The following is a 19,409-nucleotide window of genomic DNA, read 5'->3' as shown; positions in this document are numbered from 1 at the left end:
TTCCTGATTTCCGACCTTGTTTGATCTTTCAGGCACATTGCTTCAATTATAGTAAAATTTTAAATCAGTGACAACCGAAGTACTTTTTTTCTAACTGTTCCCTATCTTCACGTAAAAAAAGCAGCAAGCGAATCGCCTGCTACTTTAAATTAAGATTAGATATTCGCGATCACGAGACTGATTGCGAGTAAAAGTCCGAAAATCGTATTCACTTTACCAGTCTGTGCCATACCAGGCATCAGTTTTTCCGGTGGCAAGTCTTCCCAGAAGAGACGGACTGCTTTGATCATGAGTGGAATACTTAACAACGCGAGTAACGCAAACCATGAGACTTCGAATGCGAGTACAGCAATAATGAGAGACAGGACAGCTGCCGCAAAAAATCCGATCAAGACGTAAACAGCACGGCGATGTCCGACGAGACAGGCAATCGTTTTTCGTCCGTTGACCTTATCATTATCCAAGTCCCGAATGTTATTCGCAAGCAGGATCGAGCCGATCAAGATGGCGACTGGTACCGAAATCGCAACGGCTTCTGTCGGAACATAACCAATTTGCAAGTACGCAGAAATCGCGATGATGATATACCCCATGAAAAAGCCTGCAACGACCTCTCCAAACGGTGTATAGGCGATTGGCAGCGGTCCCCCTGTATAGATATATCCGACGAACATCGAGATGAGTCCGACGACAAGCAACCACCACGACGTCTCGATACACAGATACACACCAAGTAATGCCGAGATGCCATACAACGTAAGTGCGAACGCAAGGATCGTACCCGGTTTGAATCCATCACGCACGATCGATCCACCGATTCCGACCGACTCCTCCGTATCTAAACCACGTTTGTAATCGTAGTATTCATTGAACAGATTCGTTGCGATTTGAATCAGCATCGATGCGATCAACATCGCCACGAACAAATCCAAGCGTATCGATTCCACGCGTGGTGCGACAACTGCCGTACCGACGACGACTGGAACAAAACTTGCTGTTAACGTATGCGGTCGTGTCATTCGCCAATAGACAGCGATTGATTTATTCATATAATAACCCCTTTCCTGTCTAAGTGTATCGGGTTTCGTTTTTTGCTGTCAATGTTCAATCAGAGATAGCTTATTCCTTCTTTTTTGTCCGCAAAAAGTTTACACTTAGATTAAGTGAAACATATCACAGTATCTATAGACTAGGGGGCAATGAGCGGTATGGCTTACGCTCAACAAGAGCTAAAACAGTGTATCGAACAGGCCGTCAGTCAGGCGAACGCCTCACAACGACCTATACTCGCTTCGTATTCATGGGAAATCGAAGCAACTGACATGCGTTCCCTCGAACAGGGTATCGAGGAACGATTTTATTTCGCGACACCTGATCGCTCGATGCGGGCCATCGGGTTTGGCATCGTACAACAACTTCAGGCTTCAGGAACGGATCGTTTTTTACGGATTCAATCGCAATGGGCAAACTTGAATCGCGATCATGTCGGTCATGATTTATTTGCGTTCAGCGGATTTTCGTTTACCGAGCTCAAACAACCGGATTATCGTTGGTCTTCCTTCGGAGACGCTTCGATGACGATTCCGAAGTTTTTATTTCTAGAACAAGATGGCAAGACACGTGTGACGATTTTTGCTCGCGTCGAGCCTATGGATCAAGTCGATTCGATTTTAAATGAACTCGCACTCGATTTCGCCAAAGTCAATCAACCGCATGCATCGACTTCGACAGGCGTCACACGCTTACGACTATCGCGGGACGGAAATGAAGCCTTTGAAGCTTCGTTCCATCAAGCGATGCACTACTTGGAGACGACACTTGAAAAAATCGTCCTGGCGCGCGAAGTCGTCTATGAGCTGGATCGTCCGCTCGACGTAGCCGCTGTCGTCGCTGAACTCGAAGATACGCAACCCGGCAGCTACGTCTTCTGTTTCCAACCGAATCCGGAAGAAGCCTTCATCGGCGCTACACCGGAACGACTCGTCTTAAAACGTGGACGTCGTCTTGAAACGGCAGCCGTCGCTGGTTCTGCACCACGCCACGCGATGGATGAGATGGACGAAGCACTCGGTCAATCGTTATTACAAGATCAAAAGAACCGGGTGGAGCACGGAATCGTCGCGGATTCGATCGAACGAACATTATCTGTCTTTTCAGAGGAACTGGATTGTCCGGATACACCGATTCTCTTGAAGAATCGCCATATCCAACATCTTTATACACCGATCACAGCTCATTTAAAAGAAGATGTGACGTTATTCCAATTAATCGAAAAACTGCATCCGACACCTGCGCTTGGGGGCGAACCAAAGCAGTTAGCAGTCGATGCCATCCAAGAAATCGAGACGTTCGAACGAGGATGGTACGGTTCACCTGTTGGTTGGATGAACGGACAGGATGACGGGGAATTCATCGTTGCTATTCGATCTGGATTATTTACAGAACGGGCGGTCATTCTTTATGCCGGTTGTGGTCTCGTCGAAGGCTCTCATCTCGATAGTGAACTGGCAGAGACGGAAACTAAACTATCACCGATGGTCCAAGCACTTGGACACGTCGGTTCGATTGAAAAGGATGATATTTATGTTGACTAAGTGGATGCATACGTTAATTGATACGCTCGTCGCTTCTGGTGTCCGGGACTTCGTCATCAGTCCCGGTTCCCGTTCGACACCACTTGCCATTGCTGCTTTTCTGCATCCTTCTAGCCGTACCCACGTCCTTGTTGACGAACGGTCGGCTAGTTTTTTTGCTTTAGGTCTAACACGGACGGAAGAACGCGTTCGTCCCGTTGCATTGATTTGTACGAGCGGTACCGCTGCGACGAACTATTATTCAGCAGTGACCGAAGCGAACATCTTTGAACTTCCGTTGATCGTCTTGACCGCCGATCGACCACACGAATTACGGAATGTCGGTGCGCCACAAGCCATTGATCAGGTCGGTCTGTACGGAAAGCAGGTTCGGCATGCGTTTGATCTTCCTTTAGCAGAAGAGGCAAGCCTTCCTTACGTCGCTCATGTCGCACAACGTGCAACCCTACTCTCCCTGACGGAACCAGCAGGACCGGTTCAAATCAATGTTCCGTTACGTGAACCCCTCGTACCGGAAGTAGATCTCTTACGGACAGGGCGCCCGGTCGGTGTTTTACCTGAACCAACACCGGGAGTAAACAGCGCTTTAGCGACCGTGCTTCAAGAAGAACGTCTTCTGTTTGTACTTGGGCCACAACTCACTGCGGCGGACAGTCAGATTGTCATCTCGTATGCGAAACAAGCAGGGATTCCAGTGTTAGCAGATCCACTCAGTCAAGGAAGACAATCGCATGATGCTCACGTTTTTGCCTATTACGATACATGGCTCAAACATCCAGCTACCGCTCAGCACGTCAGACCAGATCGAATCATTCGTTTTGGTGCCATGCCGACGTCAAAACCTTATCTGCTTTGGTCTCGGGATATTCCGACGACGGTCGTCGGTCATCCAGGAAACTGGCGCGACCCGCAACTTCATTCTGATTTCATAATTGGTCACGCGCGACAACTCGCGCATCATGAATCTGTTCCGCACGACCCTGCATATCTGACACTGTTGCAACAGGCGGAGCGATGCGTCGTCGGTGCTTTTGCGACGATCGATCAAGAAAAGATGACGGAATATAACGTCGTCCGTGCATTGGCGACGTTACAGGACGGAAGTCTCTTCGTTTCGAACAGCATGCCAATCCGGGATGTCGATACGTTCCTACCGACAGGAACACCGCTTCGTCTACTCGCGAACCGAGGAGCGAACGGGATTGACGGGATTCTCTCCAGTGCGCTAGGAGCAACGTTTGATGCCAAGCATCGCTACTTACTCGTCGGTGACTTGGCGTTCATTCATGATATCAACGGTCTGATGACAGCACGGACGCTTCCGCTAACGATCATTCTCGTCAACAATGCGGGTGGCGGCATCTTTAGCTTTTTACCGCAACAACAACTTGAGCAAGAAGTCTTCGAACCACTCTTCGGCACACCGCAGCATCTCGACTTCGCTTCTCTCGCCTCCGGCTACAGCGTAACTTATCAGGCTATCGATTCGATCGCCGCGTTACGTCAAGCACTTGCGGAAGAGACGAACGTCACTCGGATTCTTGAAGTCAAGACAACACGAACAGAGAACGTACAGATGCACCGTTCGATCTGGGACGTAACGAATCAAGCGCTAGCCGAGGTGTTCCAATGATTTTGCGTGGGCATACGTATCATGTGCAAATCGAGGGATCGGGTCCACCGCTTCTATTGCTTCATGGTTTTACAGGCTCCCTCTCGACGTGGAATCTGCTAAGTGAGCATTTATCGACCCACTTCACCGTCTACCGTCTGGATTTGATGGGACATGGAAAAACGACACCGGCATCTGAGCAACGAATGCGTTTGACGCAACAGGTCAAGGATCTCGAGGCACTGCTCGCTACGCGATCCGAGCCATGGATCGTCCTTGGATATTCGATGGGTGGACGAATTGCTTTAATGCTGAGCGTCGTCTCTGAGCAAATCGCTCGGACGATTGCTGTTAGTACGACACCCGGTATCCAGACGGCAAGCGAGCGAAAAGTACGTCGTGCATCCGATCGAAAGTTAGCGGAGCGACTTGAAAAAGACGGACTCAAAGCTTTCATCGATTACTGGGAGACACTTGGACTATTTAAACCCCAAGCCCTTCTCAAAGAACAGCAACGCACGCAACTGCGTCAGGAGCGCATGTCCCAAACGGTTGAAGGTCTGAGTGCTTCTTTACGTGCACAAGGTACAGGGAGCATGCCATCCCTTTGGTCATGCCTTCCGAAAGAGATTGATTGGATCGTCGGGGCAGAGGATAAAAAATTCCGTGCCATCGCTTCACGCGCGGCATCACCTGAAAAAATTCACGTGATTTTGCACGCTTCGCACGCCCCACATATCGACCAACCGCAAAAGTTTGTTACAATGGTAAAGAATCTACTTATTCATCACTAACATATTGGGGGAATTCAAATGAAATATGCTCCGGAATGGGTATCAGCCCGCAGCTATGAAGACATCAAATATGAACAATGGAACGGGATCGCAAAAATCACGATCAACCGTCCTGAAGTTCGCAATGCGTTCCGACCACACACGGTCCACGAACTCATCGACGCATTTTCACGTGCACGTGACGATCAAAATGTCGGCGTCATCATCTTAACAGGTGAAGGCGATCTCGCATTCTGTTCTGGTGGAGACCAAAAGGTACGCGGACATGGTGGATATGTCGGTGACGACGAAATTCCACGCTTGAACGTCCTTGATCTTCAACGTTTGATTCGTGTCATCCCAAAACCAGTCATCGCTATGGTCGCAGGTTATGCGATTGGCGGCGGACACGTCCTTCACCTCGTATGTGACTTGACGATTGCTGCAGACAACGCCCGCTTCGGACAAACTGGTCCAAAAGTTGGTTCATTCGATGCTGGATATGGCTCTGGTTACCTCGCACGCGTCGTTGGACACAAGAAAGCGCGCGAAATCTGGTACCTCTGCCGTCAATATGACGCACAGCAAGCACTTGATATGGGACTCGTCAACACGGTCGTTCCACTCGCAGATCTCGAGCAAGAAACGATTCAATGGTGTGCTGAAATCCTTCAACATTCACCAACGGCTCTTCGTTTCCTCAAAGCGGCATTCAACGCCGACTCAGATGGTCTTGCAGGGATTCAGCAACTCGCTGGAGACGCTACGTTGCTTTACTACACAACAGACGAAGCAAAAGAAGGACGCGATGCGTTCAAAGAAAAACGCAATCCGGACTTCGGACAGTTCCCGCGTTTCCCATAATGAAAAAAAGGTTCAATCGTCTTCTGACATTGAACCTTTTTCGTATATTCATCTCAAAAGGAAGTGACTATTTTGTATCCTTGGATCTATACACGGGCAAAAGAACAACCAGATGACGTCGCGCTCATTACGGAAACCGAGCGCTGGTCGTGGTCTGAACTGTATACACGTGCTCACCGCTTAGCAAGTACATGGGCGACGATCGTGACACGCGGAGACCGGATTGCTCTTTATGGTCCATCGAGTGCGCGCTACATCGTCGCACTTCACGCGGCTCAGTTGCTCGAATTGACCGTCGTTCCGATTAACACACGTTTGACACAGACAGAAGTGTTACGTCAATTCAAACAAGCAGATGTACGGCTCATCGTGACGGACCGAACACTCGATACAAGGATCCCGTGTGTGGCTTTCTCTTATGAAAAAGAAGCCCCTGACCTGTTGATCCGTCATATGCCCAAGCAATACGTCCAATCGATGCTCTTTACGAGTGGTACGACCGGACATCCGAAAGCCGTCGAACAAACAATGTTGAATCATTTCTCGAGTGCGACGAACGCCGCGCGTCATATCGGATCACTGCCAGAGGATCGTTTTTTGATCGTCACACCGCTATTTCATATGAGTGGGTTAGCCGTCGTCTACCGGGCGGTCATCTACGGAGTGCCGATCATCCTCGAGCCACATTTTTCCCCAGAACGCGCCTTGCACTGGATCACGACGGAAAAGATTACCCATGTCTCACTCGTCTCGGTCATGCTTGATCGGTTGCTCGAAGCCGGACTACGTTGCCACGCGCTTCGCGTCGTACTGACAGGAGGCGGTCCTGTTCCATTACCGATTCTGACGCGTGCCCTTGATCGTAATATCCCGGTCATGCAGACATACGGGATGACGGAAACAGCTTCTCAAATCGCGACTCTTTTGCCAGAGGATGCCTTACGAAAGATCGGATCGGCCGGACAAGCGATTCATCCGACGCAAATCCGAATTACGCGTCATCAAGAAATCGAAGTCAAAGGGCCAACAATCATGAAAGGCTATTTTCATGAGGAAGAGAAAACGGCAGACGCTTTTACAGCAGATGGTTTTTTTAAGACTGGTGACTTAGGACGTATGGACGCCGATGGATACCTCTATGTCCTCGATCGTCGAAGCGACCTCATCATCTCAGGTGGGGAAAACATTTATCCGGCTGAAGTCGAATCAGCACTTCTCTCGATTGATGGGATTCAAGAAGCAGGTGTCGTCGGACGATTTGATGCTAAATGGGGACAGGTTCCGGTCGCCTTCATCGTCAGTAGACTCGATGAAGCCACCGTCCGAACCGAGATCAGTCAATTGCTCGCTAAATATAAATGTCCGGTTGATTATATCTATCATAGCGCGCTGCCACGCAATGCGAACGGTAAACTATTGCGGAAGCAACTGAAGGAGTCATTATGAGCATCACGCTTCGTTCCGCCGAACTATTCGATGTTCCACTCGTCTTTCGTCGTCCGATGCAAACTGCCCTCTCGACGCTGACGGTACGCCGGACGACGATTTTGCGCCTGATCGATTCGGAAGGGCGAATCGGTTATGGAGAAGGCGTCGCGTTCGATACACCGTGGTATACATCGGAAACACAACACTCCCTCAAAGGAATCGCTCCGCTGCTATATCGGTTACTTGAACAACCGCTTCATCATCCAGCAGACGTTACGGATCGCTTCCGCATCGTGCAAGGTAATCCGATGGCAAAAGCGATGTTCGAAGGAGCAATCTATGAATTATTCGCAGCAGCTTCCAGGCAATCGCTCGCCACGTATCTCGGAGGTGATGAATCATCCCTCGTACCTTGCGGGAAAGCACTCGGACGGGCTTCTGCCGCACAAACCGTCGAAGCCGTAGGACAAGCCCTCACTTCCGGGTATGGACGGATCAAACTGAAGCTCGCTCCGACAGATACGGGCGTTCTCGAGCAGGTTCGCGCCGCTTTTCCTGATGCGCCTTTGATGTTTGACGCCAACGGTAGTTTTACTGAAGCGGACTTTCCCCTGTTACAACAGTGGGATTCATTTGGTCTCGTTATGATGGAACAACCGCTCGCAGCATCGGATTGGTCCGGGCATCAACGTCTCGCTAGCCTTTTACAGACACCGATTTGTCTCGATGAATCCATCGTCACTCCAGCAGATGCCGATTTGATGCAGGCGCTCCACGCCGGTCAGATACTGAATATTAAGCCGGCACGCGTCGGTGGACTGACGAATGCCTTATCCCTTCGAACAAAAGCGCCTTACTGGCTCGGTGGGATGTTCGAGAGCGGTATCGGTCGTCGTCAGACCCTTGCTTTTGCAACACTTCCTGGACTCGCTTATCCGATCGATATGGCAAGTACTGCCGATTATTTCGAAGAAGATTTGCTTGAGACCCCGTATCATGTCGAACACGGACACATTCGTTATTCCGCTCCAGCCGTATCCGAATCACAGTTAAACAAATTGGCAACGTCTCGAATCTCCTTGTAACAAGAACACTACGACAAAAAAGAGGCAATGGATTAATTTCCTTTGCCTCTTCTCGTGTTTTACTATATGAGCTTTTCTTAGAACGATTCTTTGCCATCGACTTTCGTCAAAATCTCATACCCGTCTTTTAAGACGACGACAGTGTGCTCGAATTGTGAGACGAGACTCCGGTTCGGTGTGTATAACGTCCAACCATCCCGCTCATCTTCGATACAGAACTCATCTCCCGTTGAAATGAACGTCTCGACAGCAATGACTTGCCCTTCCTTCAACAAATCGTTTTCTTCACGATTGAAATAGTTCGAGATAGATTCTGGCTCACCATGAAGTGTCTTCCCAAGACCATGTCCTGCTAAGTTACGGATGACCGTGAAACCACTTTTACGTGTCTCAGCGTAGATCGCTTTTCCAATCTGGTTGACCTTCGTTCCGGCTTTGACCTTCTCGAGTCCTTTCTCAAGCGCCGTCAATGATACTTCAACGAGTCGGACATCTTCCGGACGTTTTGCTTCTCCTGCGATAACCGTCTTCCCTGTATCCGAGTAATAGCCATTTTTCACAGCTGAGACATCGACATTGACGATATCGCCTTCTTGAATGACATACTTCCCTGGGATACCGTGTGCTGCGATATCGTTGACACTGATACATGTCGCTCCTGGGAAATCGTACATGACGATTGGAGCAGACTCTGCCCCCTGTTCCTTCAGGATACGTGCTCCGATGTCATCGAGTTCCTTCGTCGTGATTCCGGGTTTGACGGCATCCGCCATCTCATCGCGTGCCATGGCGACGATTCGTCCAATTTCTCGTAATGCCTCGTAATCATAATCTAACACTTTCATTTCCTCCTCATTCACTCAATCGTTCTTGATATAGATAATCTGCAGAAATATCCGCAAATAAGAACATCCCATTACCGAGCGGCATACTAAATGTCCGCGTTTGTTCGCTCGAGCTGAAGTCGACATATCGTTCGGACAAATATCCGCTATGTCGTCGTTCCATCGCTACCGTCGTCCGGATGAAGTAAGGACGAAAACTCCAGTTGTATCCTTTGTAGAAAGAATACAGTTTCCACTCCCCACTTTTTTTACTGACGTTTGAAGATTGTTGGAATCCATTCGCATCCGTGATATAAAACCGGATGAATTCCGGCTCCATCTTCCGGGCGAGCGTCAGCAACCATTGGTCGAGATCTTGCTCCGGCTTCAAGGACTGACAATCTTCCTTAAATCGGACTGTCCAGTCTTGCTCCAGTTGGAACAAGCGATTCATCTGTTCGCGATCATATTTGTAGAACATCGGAACTTCATGGATCAACACTTCCATACCAGGACAGGTCATGACCCATTCAGGTGATGCTTCTCCAAGTAAATTCCCCATGTAGTAACGCCCTCCGTGCTGCCACGCATACCGAAGTTGACCGAGATGACTGATATTCTTATACAAAAGTGGCGCTCCGAGCTGATCACAGAGGTGCTCCATCGTCTGTAAGAGATGCGGATATGACGCTGAGACAGTCTTTTTCTCAATCATGGAGGATAAATCGACGATCAACATATCCGGTGACATCGAAAAGACACGTTCGAGACTCGTTGCTTCCGCACGGTCCAGCGCTACCTTCAGTCCAGAGTTCTGGTAATATGCGACGATCCGACCTAGACGGTCAAAATCATCGACTTGGACGTCCGTCAATGTGACATACATCCGCTCTTTTGGAAACGATGAGTCGACCGTCCGTAAGACATGCAAGAAGTCCTCGCCACCGTTTTCAAACAGCCAAGCTGGACGGCAACGGATTAAGATGAACGCTTGTGCATCGGAGGGTACTTTTTGGAATGCTTGACGGACGACATGCCCCATGACTTCGAGTTGATACTCGATTGGAACATCATCTTCCTGAAAAAATGGTTTTAACGGTTCTCCACGAAAATGGGACTGGATTTCATACCCTTCCACCTTAAAAGGGGCAGCGCCTACGATCGGTTGAAACCACGCCTCTATCTCTTCGGGATGAACGATGACATCTAATGCATCCATTCTATTCCCCCCTTGTACTCTTGTTCTATCTTAACAAAAAAAGAGCCTCTCTGTAACGAGAGAGCCCCTGTTTTACGATAACGTCGTATCTTTCCGCAAAGCGATATACAAGTACACACCGAATGTCGCCGTCAAGTAGATGATACTCAGGACGCCGTATTGAATTCCGACGGCTCCTCCCTTACCGATGGCTAGCACAAGAAAGATGATGCCACCGAATAATAAGGTCGCCAACGGAATATAACGAAAATGTCCTTTTGTCGTCCGCTCACAAATCTTTTTCGTCGCGATAATCAGTGCAACGAGACAGACGGATGCTGCTACATAAATGGTATACACGAATGATTCAGCCCTCTCCCTATCGTTCATGGCTCATTTTATCATGACCGCTTAGATAAATCATAAAAAAGAACCGACTTGTCTGTGACAAATCGGTTCGAATCGTTTACTTTTCAAAACGTGGTTTACGTCCACCACGGTTACGATCGCTTTCGCTACGGTTGCTACGTCCAGCATAACCGCCTTCACGACGATCTGATGAAGAAGATGAACGACCACCTTCACGACGATCACTACCGCTACGTGGGTTGTTTCCACGGTATCCGCCACTGCGGTTGCCGCTTCCACTTCCACCTTTGTTTCCGTAAGGACGACGGTTTCCACCACCGTTGCTACCGAAACGTTTCACGCGGATTGGTTCGATTGAAGAGATTTGGACTGGTGTTGCATCCGGCTCTTTCGTCAATCCTTTAAGTGCTGCTGAAAGAAGTTCCACTGCTTCGTACTCTTCTAAGAGTTCTTGTGCAAGTGTCGTATATTCTTTTGAGTCTTTTGCTTCAACACGTTTGATGAGTTCTTGTGCAGCAAGCTTCAAGTTGCCTTCTAAGATTTCATCAAGTGTTGGTGCATGACGACGTGACATTTTTTTGTTCGTAACACGTTCGATTGTTTTGATTTGACCGAATTCACGCGGTGTAACGAATGTGACAGCCGATCCTGTTTTACCAGCACGACCCGTACGACCGATCCGGTGAACATAGCTCTCTGGATCTTGTGGGACATCGAAGTTGTAGACGTGTGTGACACCAGAGATGTCAAGACCACGTGCTGCAACGTCTGTCGCGACGAGGATATCAATCGTTCCTTTTTTGAAACGACGGATGACTTGGTCACGTTTTGCTTGCGTTAAGTCACCGTGTAAACCGTCAGCTGTGTATCCGCGTTGGATCAAGCCTTCAGTCATTTCGTCAACACGTTTTTTCGTACGACCGAAGATGATTGAGAGTTCCGGAGAATCCGTGTCGATCAAACGGCAAAGAACGTCGAATTTTTGGCTTTCTTTCAATTCGATGAATGACTGGTCGATGTTTTCAACTGTCATTTCTTTTGCTTTGACTTTGATGTGTGTCGGAGTCGTCATGAAACGATCTGCGATTTTACGAATTTGCGGTGGCATCGTTGCTGAGAATAAGAGTGTTTGACGTGTTTCAGGAAGTGCACCGAGGATTTTTTCGATGTCTTCGACGAATCCCATGTTCAACATCTCATCTGCTTCGTCAAGGATGACCGTTTGAACGTGATCGAGGTTCAACGTCTTACGGTTCATGTGGTCCATCAAACGTCCTGGTGTCGCAACGACGATTTGTGGATTTTTGCGAAGTGCGCGGATTTGACGATCGATTTGCTGACCGCCGTAAACAGGAAGTGCATGAACGCGTTTTACTTCACCGATCCGGTTCAATTCTTCTGCTACTTGGATTGCGAGTTCACGTGTTGGAGCAAGAATCAACGCTTGGATGTGGCGTGATTTTGCGTCAAGACGCTCAATTGTTGGGATACCGAATGCTGCAGTTTTACCAGTACCTGTTTGTGCTTGACCAATTAAGTCAACGCCGCTGAGTCCGACTGGAATTGTTTCTGCTTGGATTGGTGTTGCTTCTTCGAAGCCCATTTTTAGGACACCTTTGATAAGTGCCTCACTAAGATTTAATTCACGAAATGTTGTCAATGCTAAATACTCTCCTTTGTCATATGAAAAGCGTCTGCCACTAAACAGACGCTACCGTAACGAATACAATCGACTACCTATTATAACAGAATCTATCACATAAAGATAGAGTGGTTTCTCTTATAATAATGTTTAGGGAAGTCACCATCATAATCGTTGCCATAAGGGCGAGGGAAAGGCGTAATGCCCGGACCGTGCGATGAACGTCATCGCGTGCCCCCACTAGTGATGGGGTATATTCAGTAAATGGTCGCCGGTAATCAAACCAGCCGCAACCACCAAAATGATGAATTCCTTACTATCTATTCGAAACGCAGGCTTACTCGGTCCGATTATTTCGTCAACCGAATACCCGTTTCATTTTTTTCTATTTTTTTGTCTTTCAACAGGCGACCGAGCGCTCGTTTGAATGCTGCCTTACTGAGACCGAATACTTCATCGATCGTCTCGGGAGCTGTCTTATCACCATACGGCATCTGACCATCATGTTCAAGTAGATGGTTCAGAATCAACTCCGCGTCTGTATCAATGGCTTCAAAGGCACGTGGTCGTGCTGAAAGTAATACTGTACCATCTGGTTTTACATTTGTCACTCGTAATTTCAAGACTTCTCCAAGACGCGGCCAGCGTTCCATCTCACGTTCATGTAAGAATCCGATCGATTGATCGTTGACCCAGACGTTAACGCCTGGTTCGCGTTGTGAGAAGACGAGACCTTCAACGTCCATGTTGTTCCACTCTTCTGGAGCTGGCTTCGCACGTAAGTTGAAGTATGCATAAGGTGCAGGGTCTCCGAGTAACCGAAGCTTCTGATCATGTTTCAGACGAATGAAGAGTTGATCGCCTTCTTCTGGCCAGAACATCCGGCGCTGCGGCAAATCGTCGAGTGAGACGAGAACGTCTTTTTGAATGCCGATATTCGCGAACACTCCTGTGTTATAGCGTGTTCCATTAACCGTCGTCTTGACATAGTCTTCAAATGAAGCTTCTGGAATCGTCATTGATGATGCTAGACGCCCTTCATTATCTTGATACAAGAAGACTTCTACCTCTTCATCGAGGGCTACTTTCCGTGTTTGTTCATTGTTATGCAACAACACGTCTTCATTTCCATCTGTCAGAAACACTCCAAACTCTGCTTCGCGTTCTACTTTTAATGTGACAACCTGTCCTGCGCGTAATCCCATTTCGGGTCATCTCCTCTCTGTATTTGAATCGATTCCAGTCCTTGTGAATCGTTCTGCTGTTCTTTCCCTACCATACTATACTCTTTTTTCATTCATCTCTGATATCGACACAACGATGACATTTGTGACATATTTGTGAACGGAACACATTTGCGTGATTTTTTTGAAAAAAAGATATATGATTAAATAACAGGAAAAAGAAGGTTTAGTTTAGGTAAATATGGGGGATAAAAATGTTTCATAACATTCAATCGCGTTCGTTCGCACGACGCTTCACGAAAACATTGGTTTTTGCATTTTTTGCGTTCCTTGCTACGATTGGAATCGTCTTCGCAGAAGGATCGAACAGTACGGATATGACACCGAAGACACCAGCGCTTCAGCAAATCGATCGCCCTTAAAATCTACACCTTCCGTGTGGATTTTTTATTTTTTCCGGACATTTACAGGACGATAAAGGAAAATCACGACTTACCTCGAATTGTAATGGACATACCATTATTTTAATTTCGAGGAGGAAACGGACGTGCTCTTCTACTTATTCACGACGATTGCGGGTCTCATCACTACATATTTAAGTTTTGTTACCGGTTATTATACGAGTTCGATCGGTGTGTTCGTCTTTACGCTAGCGATTTGTCTGTCACTATCATCAATCCGCCAGCTGATACGTACGTCCTATCTGACTTATATTGAATACGTCCAACACCGTCGTGTCAAAAAACAATACGAACGGATGAAAAAGCGTGAACTTTCTTATCAAGTCTCCTATCCTCAACAAGATTCCAGCACACCACTTGCATTCTCCGCGACAGACCAGCATGATAAGTAAAGAACACGATTTCATCATCTAGGAGGAACAGATTCATTATGAACGAAATCCCTTTATCAAACGGTTGGACACTTCGCTACTCCCCTGTCATCGATTTATGGTTGAAGGAAGATGGCGTACTGCTCGTAGATCACGAAGATAAGGTCCGCTTGACTCTCATTTTGGATGAGGAAACGATGGAAATCAAACAGATCGACAATACGAACGCTACGTTCTCTGTTGATCCAACGACACGTCGCCTCACCTTTGAACTAGGAGAAAGCGAAGAGGAATCTGAACCTCGTTACTGGGAATAATCACGCAGACCGGGTGCGACGCCCGGTCTTTTTTTGTACAATAACATCAGTAATGAAAAAAGGAGCTGTCACTTCACCATGATACGTACTGTCATATGGTTCATTTATTTTGGACTTGTCTTACCCTGTACCTTACCGTTTTTACCTAGTGCAAAACGTCGAACGCACCTCGCGCGCTATGCATTCGTCCAGCGTGTAGCAAGTGCCTGGGCAAACTCTCTTCTCCGACTCGCTGGTGTTCGTGTCAACGTGACGGGTCGTGAACACATCCCGGCAAACGAACCCGTCGTTTTCATCTCGAATCACCAAGGGAACTTCGATGTCCCGATTCTACTTGGAACAATCGATAAACCGAAAGCATTCATCTCAAAAATCGAAGTGAATAAAATTCCAATCGTCAATGTTTGGATGAATCTGATGGGATGTGTCATGATTGATCGAAAAGATCGACGCCAATCGCTGAAAGCGATTCGTTCTGGTGTCGAGACGATCAAGGACGGACAATCGATGATCATCTTCCCGGAAGGAACACGCTCCAAAGGCGGTCCAATGGCGGAGTTCAAAGCGGGAAGCTTCACACTCGCGACCTCAAGTGGTGCTCGCGTCGTACCCGTCGCAATTTCAGGGAGTTATCGTGTCATGGAGGAGACGGGTAAGATTCGTCCCGCCACGGTCGACGTCACGATCTTACCGTCGATTGATCCGAGTACGATGACGCAGAAAGAACTCGTCCAGACAGTCGAACAGCAAATCAAACAGATTGTAGAAGGTGTCTAATATGTTAATGAAAGCAGAAAATCTCAAAAAAGAATTTGCCGATAAAATCGTCTTCGAAGATGTGACATTCTCCGTCTCACCCGGCGACCGGATTGGCATCATCGGCGTCAATGGTACCGGTAAGTCGACTCTCCTGCATATCTTGGCAGGTAAAGAGACGGCAGACGCTGGTACGATGCATCACCCGAATGATTATCGGATCCGCTTGCTATCGCAAACGACCGATTATCCGGAAGACCAAACGGTCATGGAAGTATTGTTGTCTGGTGATACACCAACGATTAACGCGTTACGTCACTATGAAACAGCGCGTCTAGCACTCGAACAAGATCCGACGAGTGAAACGTTACTCAACCGCTTCATCGTTGCTCAGACAGAAGTCGATGCTGCGCAAGCTTGGGACACGGAATCACGCTTAAAGATGATTTTAAACAAACTCGGCATCCTCGACTTGAACGCGTTGATCGGCTCTCTTTCTGGAGGGCAACGCAAGCGTGTCGGACTCGCTGAAGCTTTACTCGATGAAGCCGATCTTCTCCTTCTCGATGAGCCGACGAACGAACTCGATGCCGAGACGATCAGTTGGCTTGAAACTCAAATCAAGGAATACCGTGGTGCGATTCTACTGATCACCCACGACCGCTATTTCTTGAATCGTGTGACGAATCATATGATGGAGATCGCGAACGGTACGGCTTATTTCTATGTCGGAAACTATGAATCGTTTCTTGAGAAACGTGCCGAACGTCGTGAACGGACAGCATCTATGGAAGAAAAACGTCAAAACATCCTCCGTCGCGAACTCGCCTGGTTGCGTCGCGGAGCAAAGGCGCGGACGACGAAACAAAAAGCTCGGATCCAGCGCGTGGATGCTTTACAAGACCTCTCGTACGAGGAAGAAGAATCGACACTCGAAGTACAAGTCGGTTCGACCCGTCTTGGTAAAAAGGTCATCGAAGCGCATGATGTCTCGCATCGATTTGGTGAACGGACTCTTTTTGAATCGTTTAACGCTCTGATCGGACGGAAAGAACGGTATGGTATCGTCGGGCGAAACGGGAGCGGAAAATCAACACTTCTTTCAATCCTTGCGAAACGCTTAGAATCAACAACCGGTGAAATCATTCACGGCGAAACGGTGAAGATTGGCTTTTATGGGCAATTTGCCGAGTTCACGCATCCAGAACGCCGTGTCATCGATGAGGTCGAACGGATCGCAAAAGTCATCACGACACTTGCTGGTGAAGAAATCACGGCAAGTCAGATGCTCGAACAGTTTCTCTTTAAGCCAGAAGCACAATATAAACAAATCGGTAAACTATCTGGTGGAGAAAAGCGGAGATTGAAATTGTTGACGATTTTGATGGAGGAACCGAACGTCCTCTTCCTCGATGAGCCGACGAACGACTTGGATACCGAAACGTTATCCGTACTCGAAGATTATTTGGAATCATTCCCAGGCACCGTCATCACAGTCAGTCATGATCGGTATTTCCTCGATCGGGTCGTCGATCGTCTGATTGCTTTCGAAGATGCGAATATCGTTTTCTATTACGGACAATATACAGACTATCTCGAGCAAATCACGATACCTGCTCCTTCAGTCATCGTTGAAAAAACCACTTCAGTTAATCTACCTAAAGTAGAAGCACCGAAGAAATTGAGCTACCAGGAACAGCAAGATTGGGCTGTCATTGAACAACAAATCGAAGAGAGTGAGGCTGAATTGGAGCAATTAGAAGCCGAACTTGCTTCGGCAGGAAGCGATCTCGGTAAGGTCAATGAACTGTACCAATCCATCGAAAAAACGAAAGCGATGCTTGATGAACGGATGGAGTATTGGTCATACCTATCCGAGAAGATCGAAGCATTCGAGACCTATCGCCAATCCAATCAATGATTTCAAAGCGGAGTTCTTCACTGAGAAGAACTCCGCTTTTTTCATGAAATGGGAGCCATCTCTTTATTTCTTTTTTAATATGAAAATAAATGTGAATTCATGCTAGATATCGGGTAATGTTATAGCATATTTCATTTTCATGAAAGGCTTGCGAAAGGAGGAGTTCCGGTGAAACGGATTGTTCAAAACATCTACCCTACCGTCGCATTCTACTTAGTCGTCACGTACACTCTGCTCTGGCTATTGCCACAAGATCGCTCGTTACAATTTTCAGCGATCATTAGTCTGATCGGTTCTTTCGTCATTTTCCTACTTAGTCAATCGAAGGCTTTCAAACAACCTTCTATTCCATATAAATGGTTATCGGTCGCCTTTTTTTCGTATTTCCTTGGCGACTTCTTCAATATGATCGGCCGTCTTTTTCAATGGGACGCTGTTAACCTGAACGTCTTACTCGATCTGCCTTACACGGTTCATTTAACGATGATGGTCATCTTCTTATTTCGACAGTTGGATTTAACTTTGTTTCAAAAACAAAAATTATTGATTCTTGATTCTTTAACATTGTTCACTGTATCGATGATTGCTGGATACATCGCTATTTTCCGCTTTGTCCCCTCTTATACACGAACGGTGCTCGAGCAAATCAGTTGGACCTTCTATGCCTTCTTGACGATTCTATTGACGCTTTTCTTTTTCTTACTTTATGCTTCTGGTCTAAAGCGAAACGTATCGAGATTGGGTTTCCTCTTCCTAGTACTCGGAACGTTCGTGCTCGGTATGACGAACTTTATTTTTTATACGTTGTTATTGAACGGTGAACCACGAATAGCTGGTTTATTGCTTCCGTTATACCCACTCAGCGGACTCTTCATCCTTGCCTTTATGAATACTCGCGCTCTTCCCATCAGTCATGAACAACAAGCAACTCTTATTCGGATCGAAACACTTACGCGTTCCTTGATGTCTTACATCTTATTATCTGTACTGATTCTCTATATTACATTCTTCCCTGTCTCCCAAACCTTTTTCTTACTTTCCGTCGGCATTACGTTTTTATTATTTTTAACGCGACAGCTTTTTTCATATCAGGAAAATCTGCGGTTATTACAGGAAACAACAGCACTGCAAACGAATCTAGAAGACATCGTCCATCAAAAGACAGCACTCTTACAGTTACGCGAAAAAGAACTAACGTCGCTTTTTCTATCTTATCCAGAAGTTGTTCTTGAAATCGATGCTACGTATCAGATTCGATCTGTCAATCCAGCTGCTGTAGAAGCTGGGTGGAGCGATTTACCGCTCGGACCGAGTCAACGGCTACAACTCGATCGACTCATTCCATTGCTTCAACAAGCGCAGCTGATTTATCCCTCTCACTTGCTACATGTACCGGTTACGGAGGAACATCCGGAAAGCTTTTTGAATACGACAATCATCGATATCCCAGATCAACAACGCTATTTCGTCATCTTGGCGGATATCACGGAAGATTATCAACAGGAAGTATGGCTAGAACGTATGGGGTATCACGATTCGCTCACGCATTTGCCAAACCGGCGTTACTTCGAAGAACAACTTTATCTGACTCTTCCGATGTTAGAATACGGCTCCTTATTATTCATTGATTTGGACGGTTTCAAACACATCAATGACACTTATGGGCATGATGTTGGTGACCTAGTGTTACAAGAGACAGCGATCCGTCTTCAATCGATGACGACGTCAACTGATCTCGTTGCACGTCTTGGCGGAGATGAGTTTTTGATCTTCATTCAAGCATCTGCTTCGGAAACACGACAGTTTGCCGAACACGTTCTCGAAGTTCTGAATCATCCGTTCTATATCCAGACACATACGCTTCAAGTCACACCATCAATCGGAATTTCCTTATACCCTGAAAATGGTAAAAGCTCAGAACAATTATTGATTCGAGCAGACGAAGCCATGTACCATATTAAGAAGACCGAAAAAAACAATTTTTTGTTCGCTACTCAAATTAAACGTTAG

Annotated in this window: 18 protein-coding genes; 12 read left to right on the top strand and 6 right to left on the bottom strand. The window is 47.1% G+C overall.

Annotation, left to right across the window (positions count from 1 at the left end; genetic code table 11):
- Positions 1-155 precede the first annotated feature (155 nt).
- Positions 156-1,049, bottom strand: coding sequence for a 1,4-dihydroxy-2-naphthoate polyprenyltransferase (locus ESP131_RS05720; protein WP_029340886.1), 894 nt, complete (start codon positions 1,047-1,049; stop codon positions 156-158).
- 159 nt (positions 1,050-1,208) lie between these two features.
- On the opposite strand from ESP131_RS05720, the gene ESP131_RS05715 reads away from it, so the two are divergent.
- The 6 genes from ESP131_RS05715 (at position 1,209) to menC (ending at position 8,356) form a co-directional block, all read left to right on the top strand.
- Positions 1,209-2,594: an isochorismate synthase gene (locus tag ESP131_RS05715; protein ID WP_029340885.1), complete on the top strand. Its 1,386-nt coding sequence runs from the start codon at positions 1,209-1,211 to the stop codon at positions 2,592-2,594.
- The gene (menD, locus tag ESP131_RS05710; RefSeq protein WP_083254770.1) at positions 2,584-4,227 is read left to right on the top strand and encodes a 2-succinyl-5-enolpyruvyl-6-hydroxy-3-cyclohexene-1-carboxylic-acid synthase; all 1,644 of its coding nucleotides are present in this window, start codon (positions 2,584-2,586) and stop codon (positions 4,225-4,227) included. The genes ESP131_RS05715 and menD overlap by 11 nt, the downstream gene beginning before the upstream one ends.
- Positions 4,224-5,000: a 2-succinyl-6-hydroxy-2,4-cyclohexadiene-1-carboxylate synthase gene (gene menH / locus ESP131_RS05705; RefSeq protein WP_029340883.1), complete on the top strand. Its 777-nt coding sequence runs from the start codon at positions 4,224-4,226 to the stop codon at positions 4,998-5,000. Before menD ends, menH begins: the two co-directional genes overlap by 4 nt.
- 18 nt (positions 5,001-5,018) lie before the next feature.
- Positions 5,019-5,843, top strand: coding sequence for a 1,4-dihydroxy-2-naphthoyl-CoA synthase (gene menB / locus ESP131_RS05700; RefSeq protein WP_023469886.1), 825 nt, complete (start codon positions 5,019-5,021; stop codon positions 5,841-5,843).
- Positions 5,844-5,915: 72 nt separating this feature from the next.
- Positions 5,916-7,289, top strand: a complete 1,374-nt coding sequence (gene menE, locus ESP131_RS05695) for an o-succinylbenzoate--CoA ligase (RefSeq protein ID WP_069940345.1) — start codon at positions 5,916-5,918, stop codon at positions 7,287-7,289.
- Entirely contained in the window at positions 7,286-8,356 is a 1,071-nt protein-coding gene (menC, locus tag ESP131_RS05690; protein WP_069940344.1) for an o-succinylbenzoate synthase, read from the top strand. The genes menE and menC overlap by 4 nt, the downstream gene beginning before the upstream one ends.
- Before the next feature lie 77 nt (positions 8,357-8,433).
- Here menC and map read toward each other — a convergent pair whose 3' ends face one another.
- The 5 genes from map to ESP131_RS05665 form a co-directional block, all read right to left on the bottom strand.
- Positions 8,434-9,195, bottom strand: coding sequence for a type I methionyl aminopeptidase (map, locus tag ESP131_RS05685; RefSeq protein WP_371742190.1), 762 nt, complete (start codon positions 9,193-9,195; stop codon positions 8,434-8,436).
- A 13-nt stretch (positions 9,196-9,208) separates the two neighbouring features.
- The gene (locus tag ESP131_RS05680; protein ID WP_069940343.1) at positions 9,209-10,399 is read right to left on the bottom strand and encodes an EAL-associated domain-containing protein; all 1,191 of its coding nucleotides are present in this window, start codon (positions 10,397-10,399) and stop codon (positions 9,209-9,211) included.
- 72 nt (positions 10,400-10,471) lie between these two features.
- Positions 10,472-10,738 carry a hypothetical protein gene (locus ESP131_RS05675; RefSeq protein ID WP_029340877.1) on the bottom strand — a complete coding sequence of 89 codons (267 nt, stop codon included), beginning with the start codon at positions 10,736-10,738 and terminating at the stop codon, positions 10,472-10,474.
- A 106-nt stretch (positions 10,739-10,844) separates the two neighbouring features.
- Positions 10,845-12,407 (bottom strand): degradosome RNA helicase CshA, encoded by a 1,563-nt coding sequence (locus ESP131_RS05670; protein ID WP_029340876.1) that lies wholly within the window; start codon positions 12,405-12,407, stop codon positions 10,845-10,847.
- A gap of 332 nt (positions 12,408-12,739) precedes the next feature.
- Positions 12,740-13,594, bottom strand: coding sequence for a CvfB family protein (locus tag ESP131_RS05665; RefSeq protein ID WP_047395140.1), 855 nt, complete (start codon positions 13,592-13,594; stop codon positions 12,740-12,742).
- A gap of 233 nt (positions 13,595-13,827) precedes the next feature.
- Between ESP131_RS05665 and ESP131_RS16765 the strand changes: the two genes are divergently transcribed.
- The 6 genes from ESP131_RS16765 to ESP131_RS05640 all read left to right on the top strand — a co-directional run bounded on the left by ESP131_RS16765 (position 13,828) and on the right by ESP131_RS05640 (position 19,409).
- A complete protein-coding gene (locus ESP131_RS16765; protein ID WP_023467274.1) occupies positions 13,828-13,995 on the top strand; it encodes a hypothetical protein in 168 nt (55 codons plus the stop codon).
- Positions 13,996-14,120: 125 nt separating this feature from the next.
- Positions 14,121-14,426: a hypothetical protein gene (locus ESP131_RS05660; protein ID WP_029340874.1), complete on the top strand. Its 306-nt coding sequence runs from the start codon at positions 14,121-14,123 to the stop codon at positions 14,424-14,426.
- A 38-nt stretch (positions 14,427-14,464) separates the two neighbouring features.
- Positions 14,465-14,722, top strand: coding sequence for a hypothetical protein (locus ESP131_RS05655; protein WP_023467272.1), 258 nt, complete (start codon positions 14,465-14,467; stop codon positions 14,720-14,722).
- Positions 14,723-14,800: 78 nt separating this feature from the next.
- The gene (locus ESP131_RS05650) at positions 14,801-15,499 is read left to right on the top strand and encodes a lysophospholipid acyltransferase family protein (RefSeq protein ID WP_029340873.1); all 699 of its coding nucleotides are present in this window, start codon (positions 14,801-14,803) and stop codon (positions 15,497-15,499) included.
- Between the two features lies 1 nt (position 15,500).
- Positions 15,501-17,399 (top strand): ABC-F family ATP-binding cassette domain-containing protein, encoded by a 1,899-nt coding sequence (locus ESP131_RS05645; protein WP_029340872.1) that lies wholly within the window; start codon positions 15,501-15,503, stop codon positions 17,397-17,399.
- A 168-nt stretch (positions 17,400-17,567) separates the two neighbouring features.
- Positions 17,568-19,409: a GGDEF domain-containing protein gene (locus ESP131_RS05640; protein WP_069940342.1), complete on the top strand. Its 1,842-nt coding sequence runs from the start codon at positions 17,568-17,570 to the stop codon at positions 19,407-19,409.

This window comes from Exiguobacterium sp. U13-1 (assembly GCF_001750115.1).
GTDB lineage: Bacteria > Bacillota > Bacilli > Exiguobacteriales > Exiguobacteriaceae > Exiguobacterium_A > Exiguobacterium_A acetylicum.
The sequence above is the reverse complement of the archived record's forward strand: the minus strand, read 5'-3'. Positions and strand labels throughout refer to the sequence as shown.

Coding starts and splice junctions, on each gene's coding strand:
- menH (WP_029340883.1), top strand. CDS start 4,224: ATGATTTTGCGTGGGCATACGTATCATGTGCAAATCGAGGGATCGGGT.
- ESP131_RS16765 (WP_023467274.1), top strand. CDS start 13,828: ATGTTTCATAACATTCAATCGCGTTCGTTCGCACGACGCTTCACGAAA.
- menC (WP_069940344.1), top strand. CDS start 7,286: ATGAGCATCACGCTTCGTTCCGCCGAACTATTCGATGTTCCACTCGTC.
- menD (WP_083254770.1), top strand. CDS start 2,584: ATGTTGACTAAGTGGATGCATACGTTAATTGATACGCTCGTCGCTTCT.
- ESP131_RS05715 (WP_029340885.1), top strand. CDS start 1,209: ATGGCTTACGCTCAACAAGAGCTAAAACAGTGTATCGAACAGGCCGTC.
- ESP131_RS05680 (WP_069940343.1), bottom strand. CDS start 10,399: ATGGATGCATTAGATGTCATCGTTCATCCCGAAGAGATAGAGGCGTGG.
- ESP131_RS05650 (WP_029340873.1), top strand. CDS start 14,801: ATGATACGTACTGTCATATGGTTCATTTATTTTGGACTTGTCTTACCC.
- ESP131_RS05720 (WP_029340886.1), bottom strand. CDS start 1,049: ATGAATAAATCAATCGCTGTCTATTGGCGAATGACACGACCGCATACG.
- ESP131_RS05655 (WP_023467272.1), top strand. CDS start 14,465: ATGAACGAAATCCCTTTATCAAACGGTTGGACACTTCGCTACTCCCCT.
- ESP131_RS05645 (WP_029340872.1), top strand. CDS start 15,501: ATGTTAATGAAAGCAGAAAATCTCAAAAAAGAATTTGCCGATAAAATC.
- ESP131_RS05665 (WP_047395140.1), bottom strand. CDS start 13,594: ATGGGATTACGCGCAGGACAGGTTGTCACATTAAAAGTAGAACGCGAA.
- menB (WP_023469886.1), top strand. CDS start 5,019: ATGAAATATGCTCCGGAATGGGTATCAGCCCGCAGCTATGAAGACATC.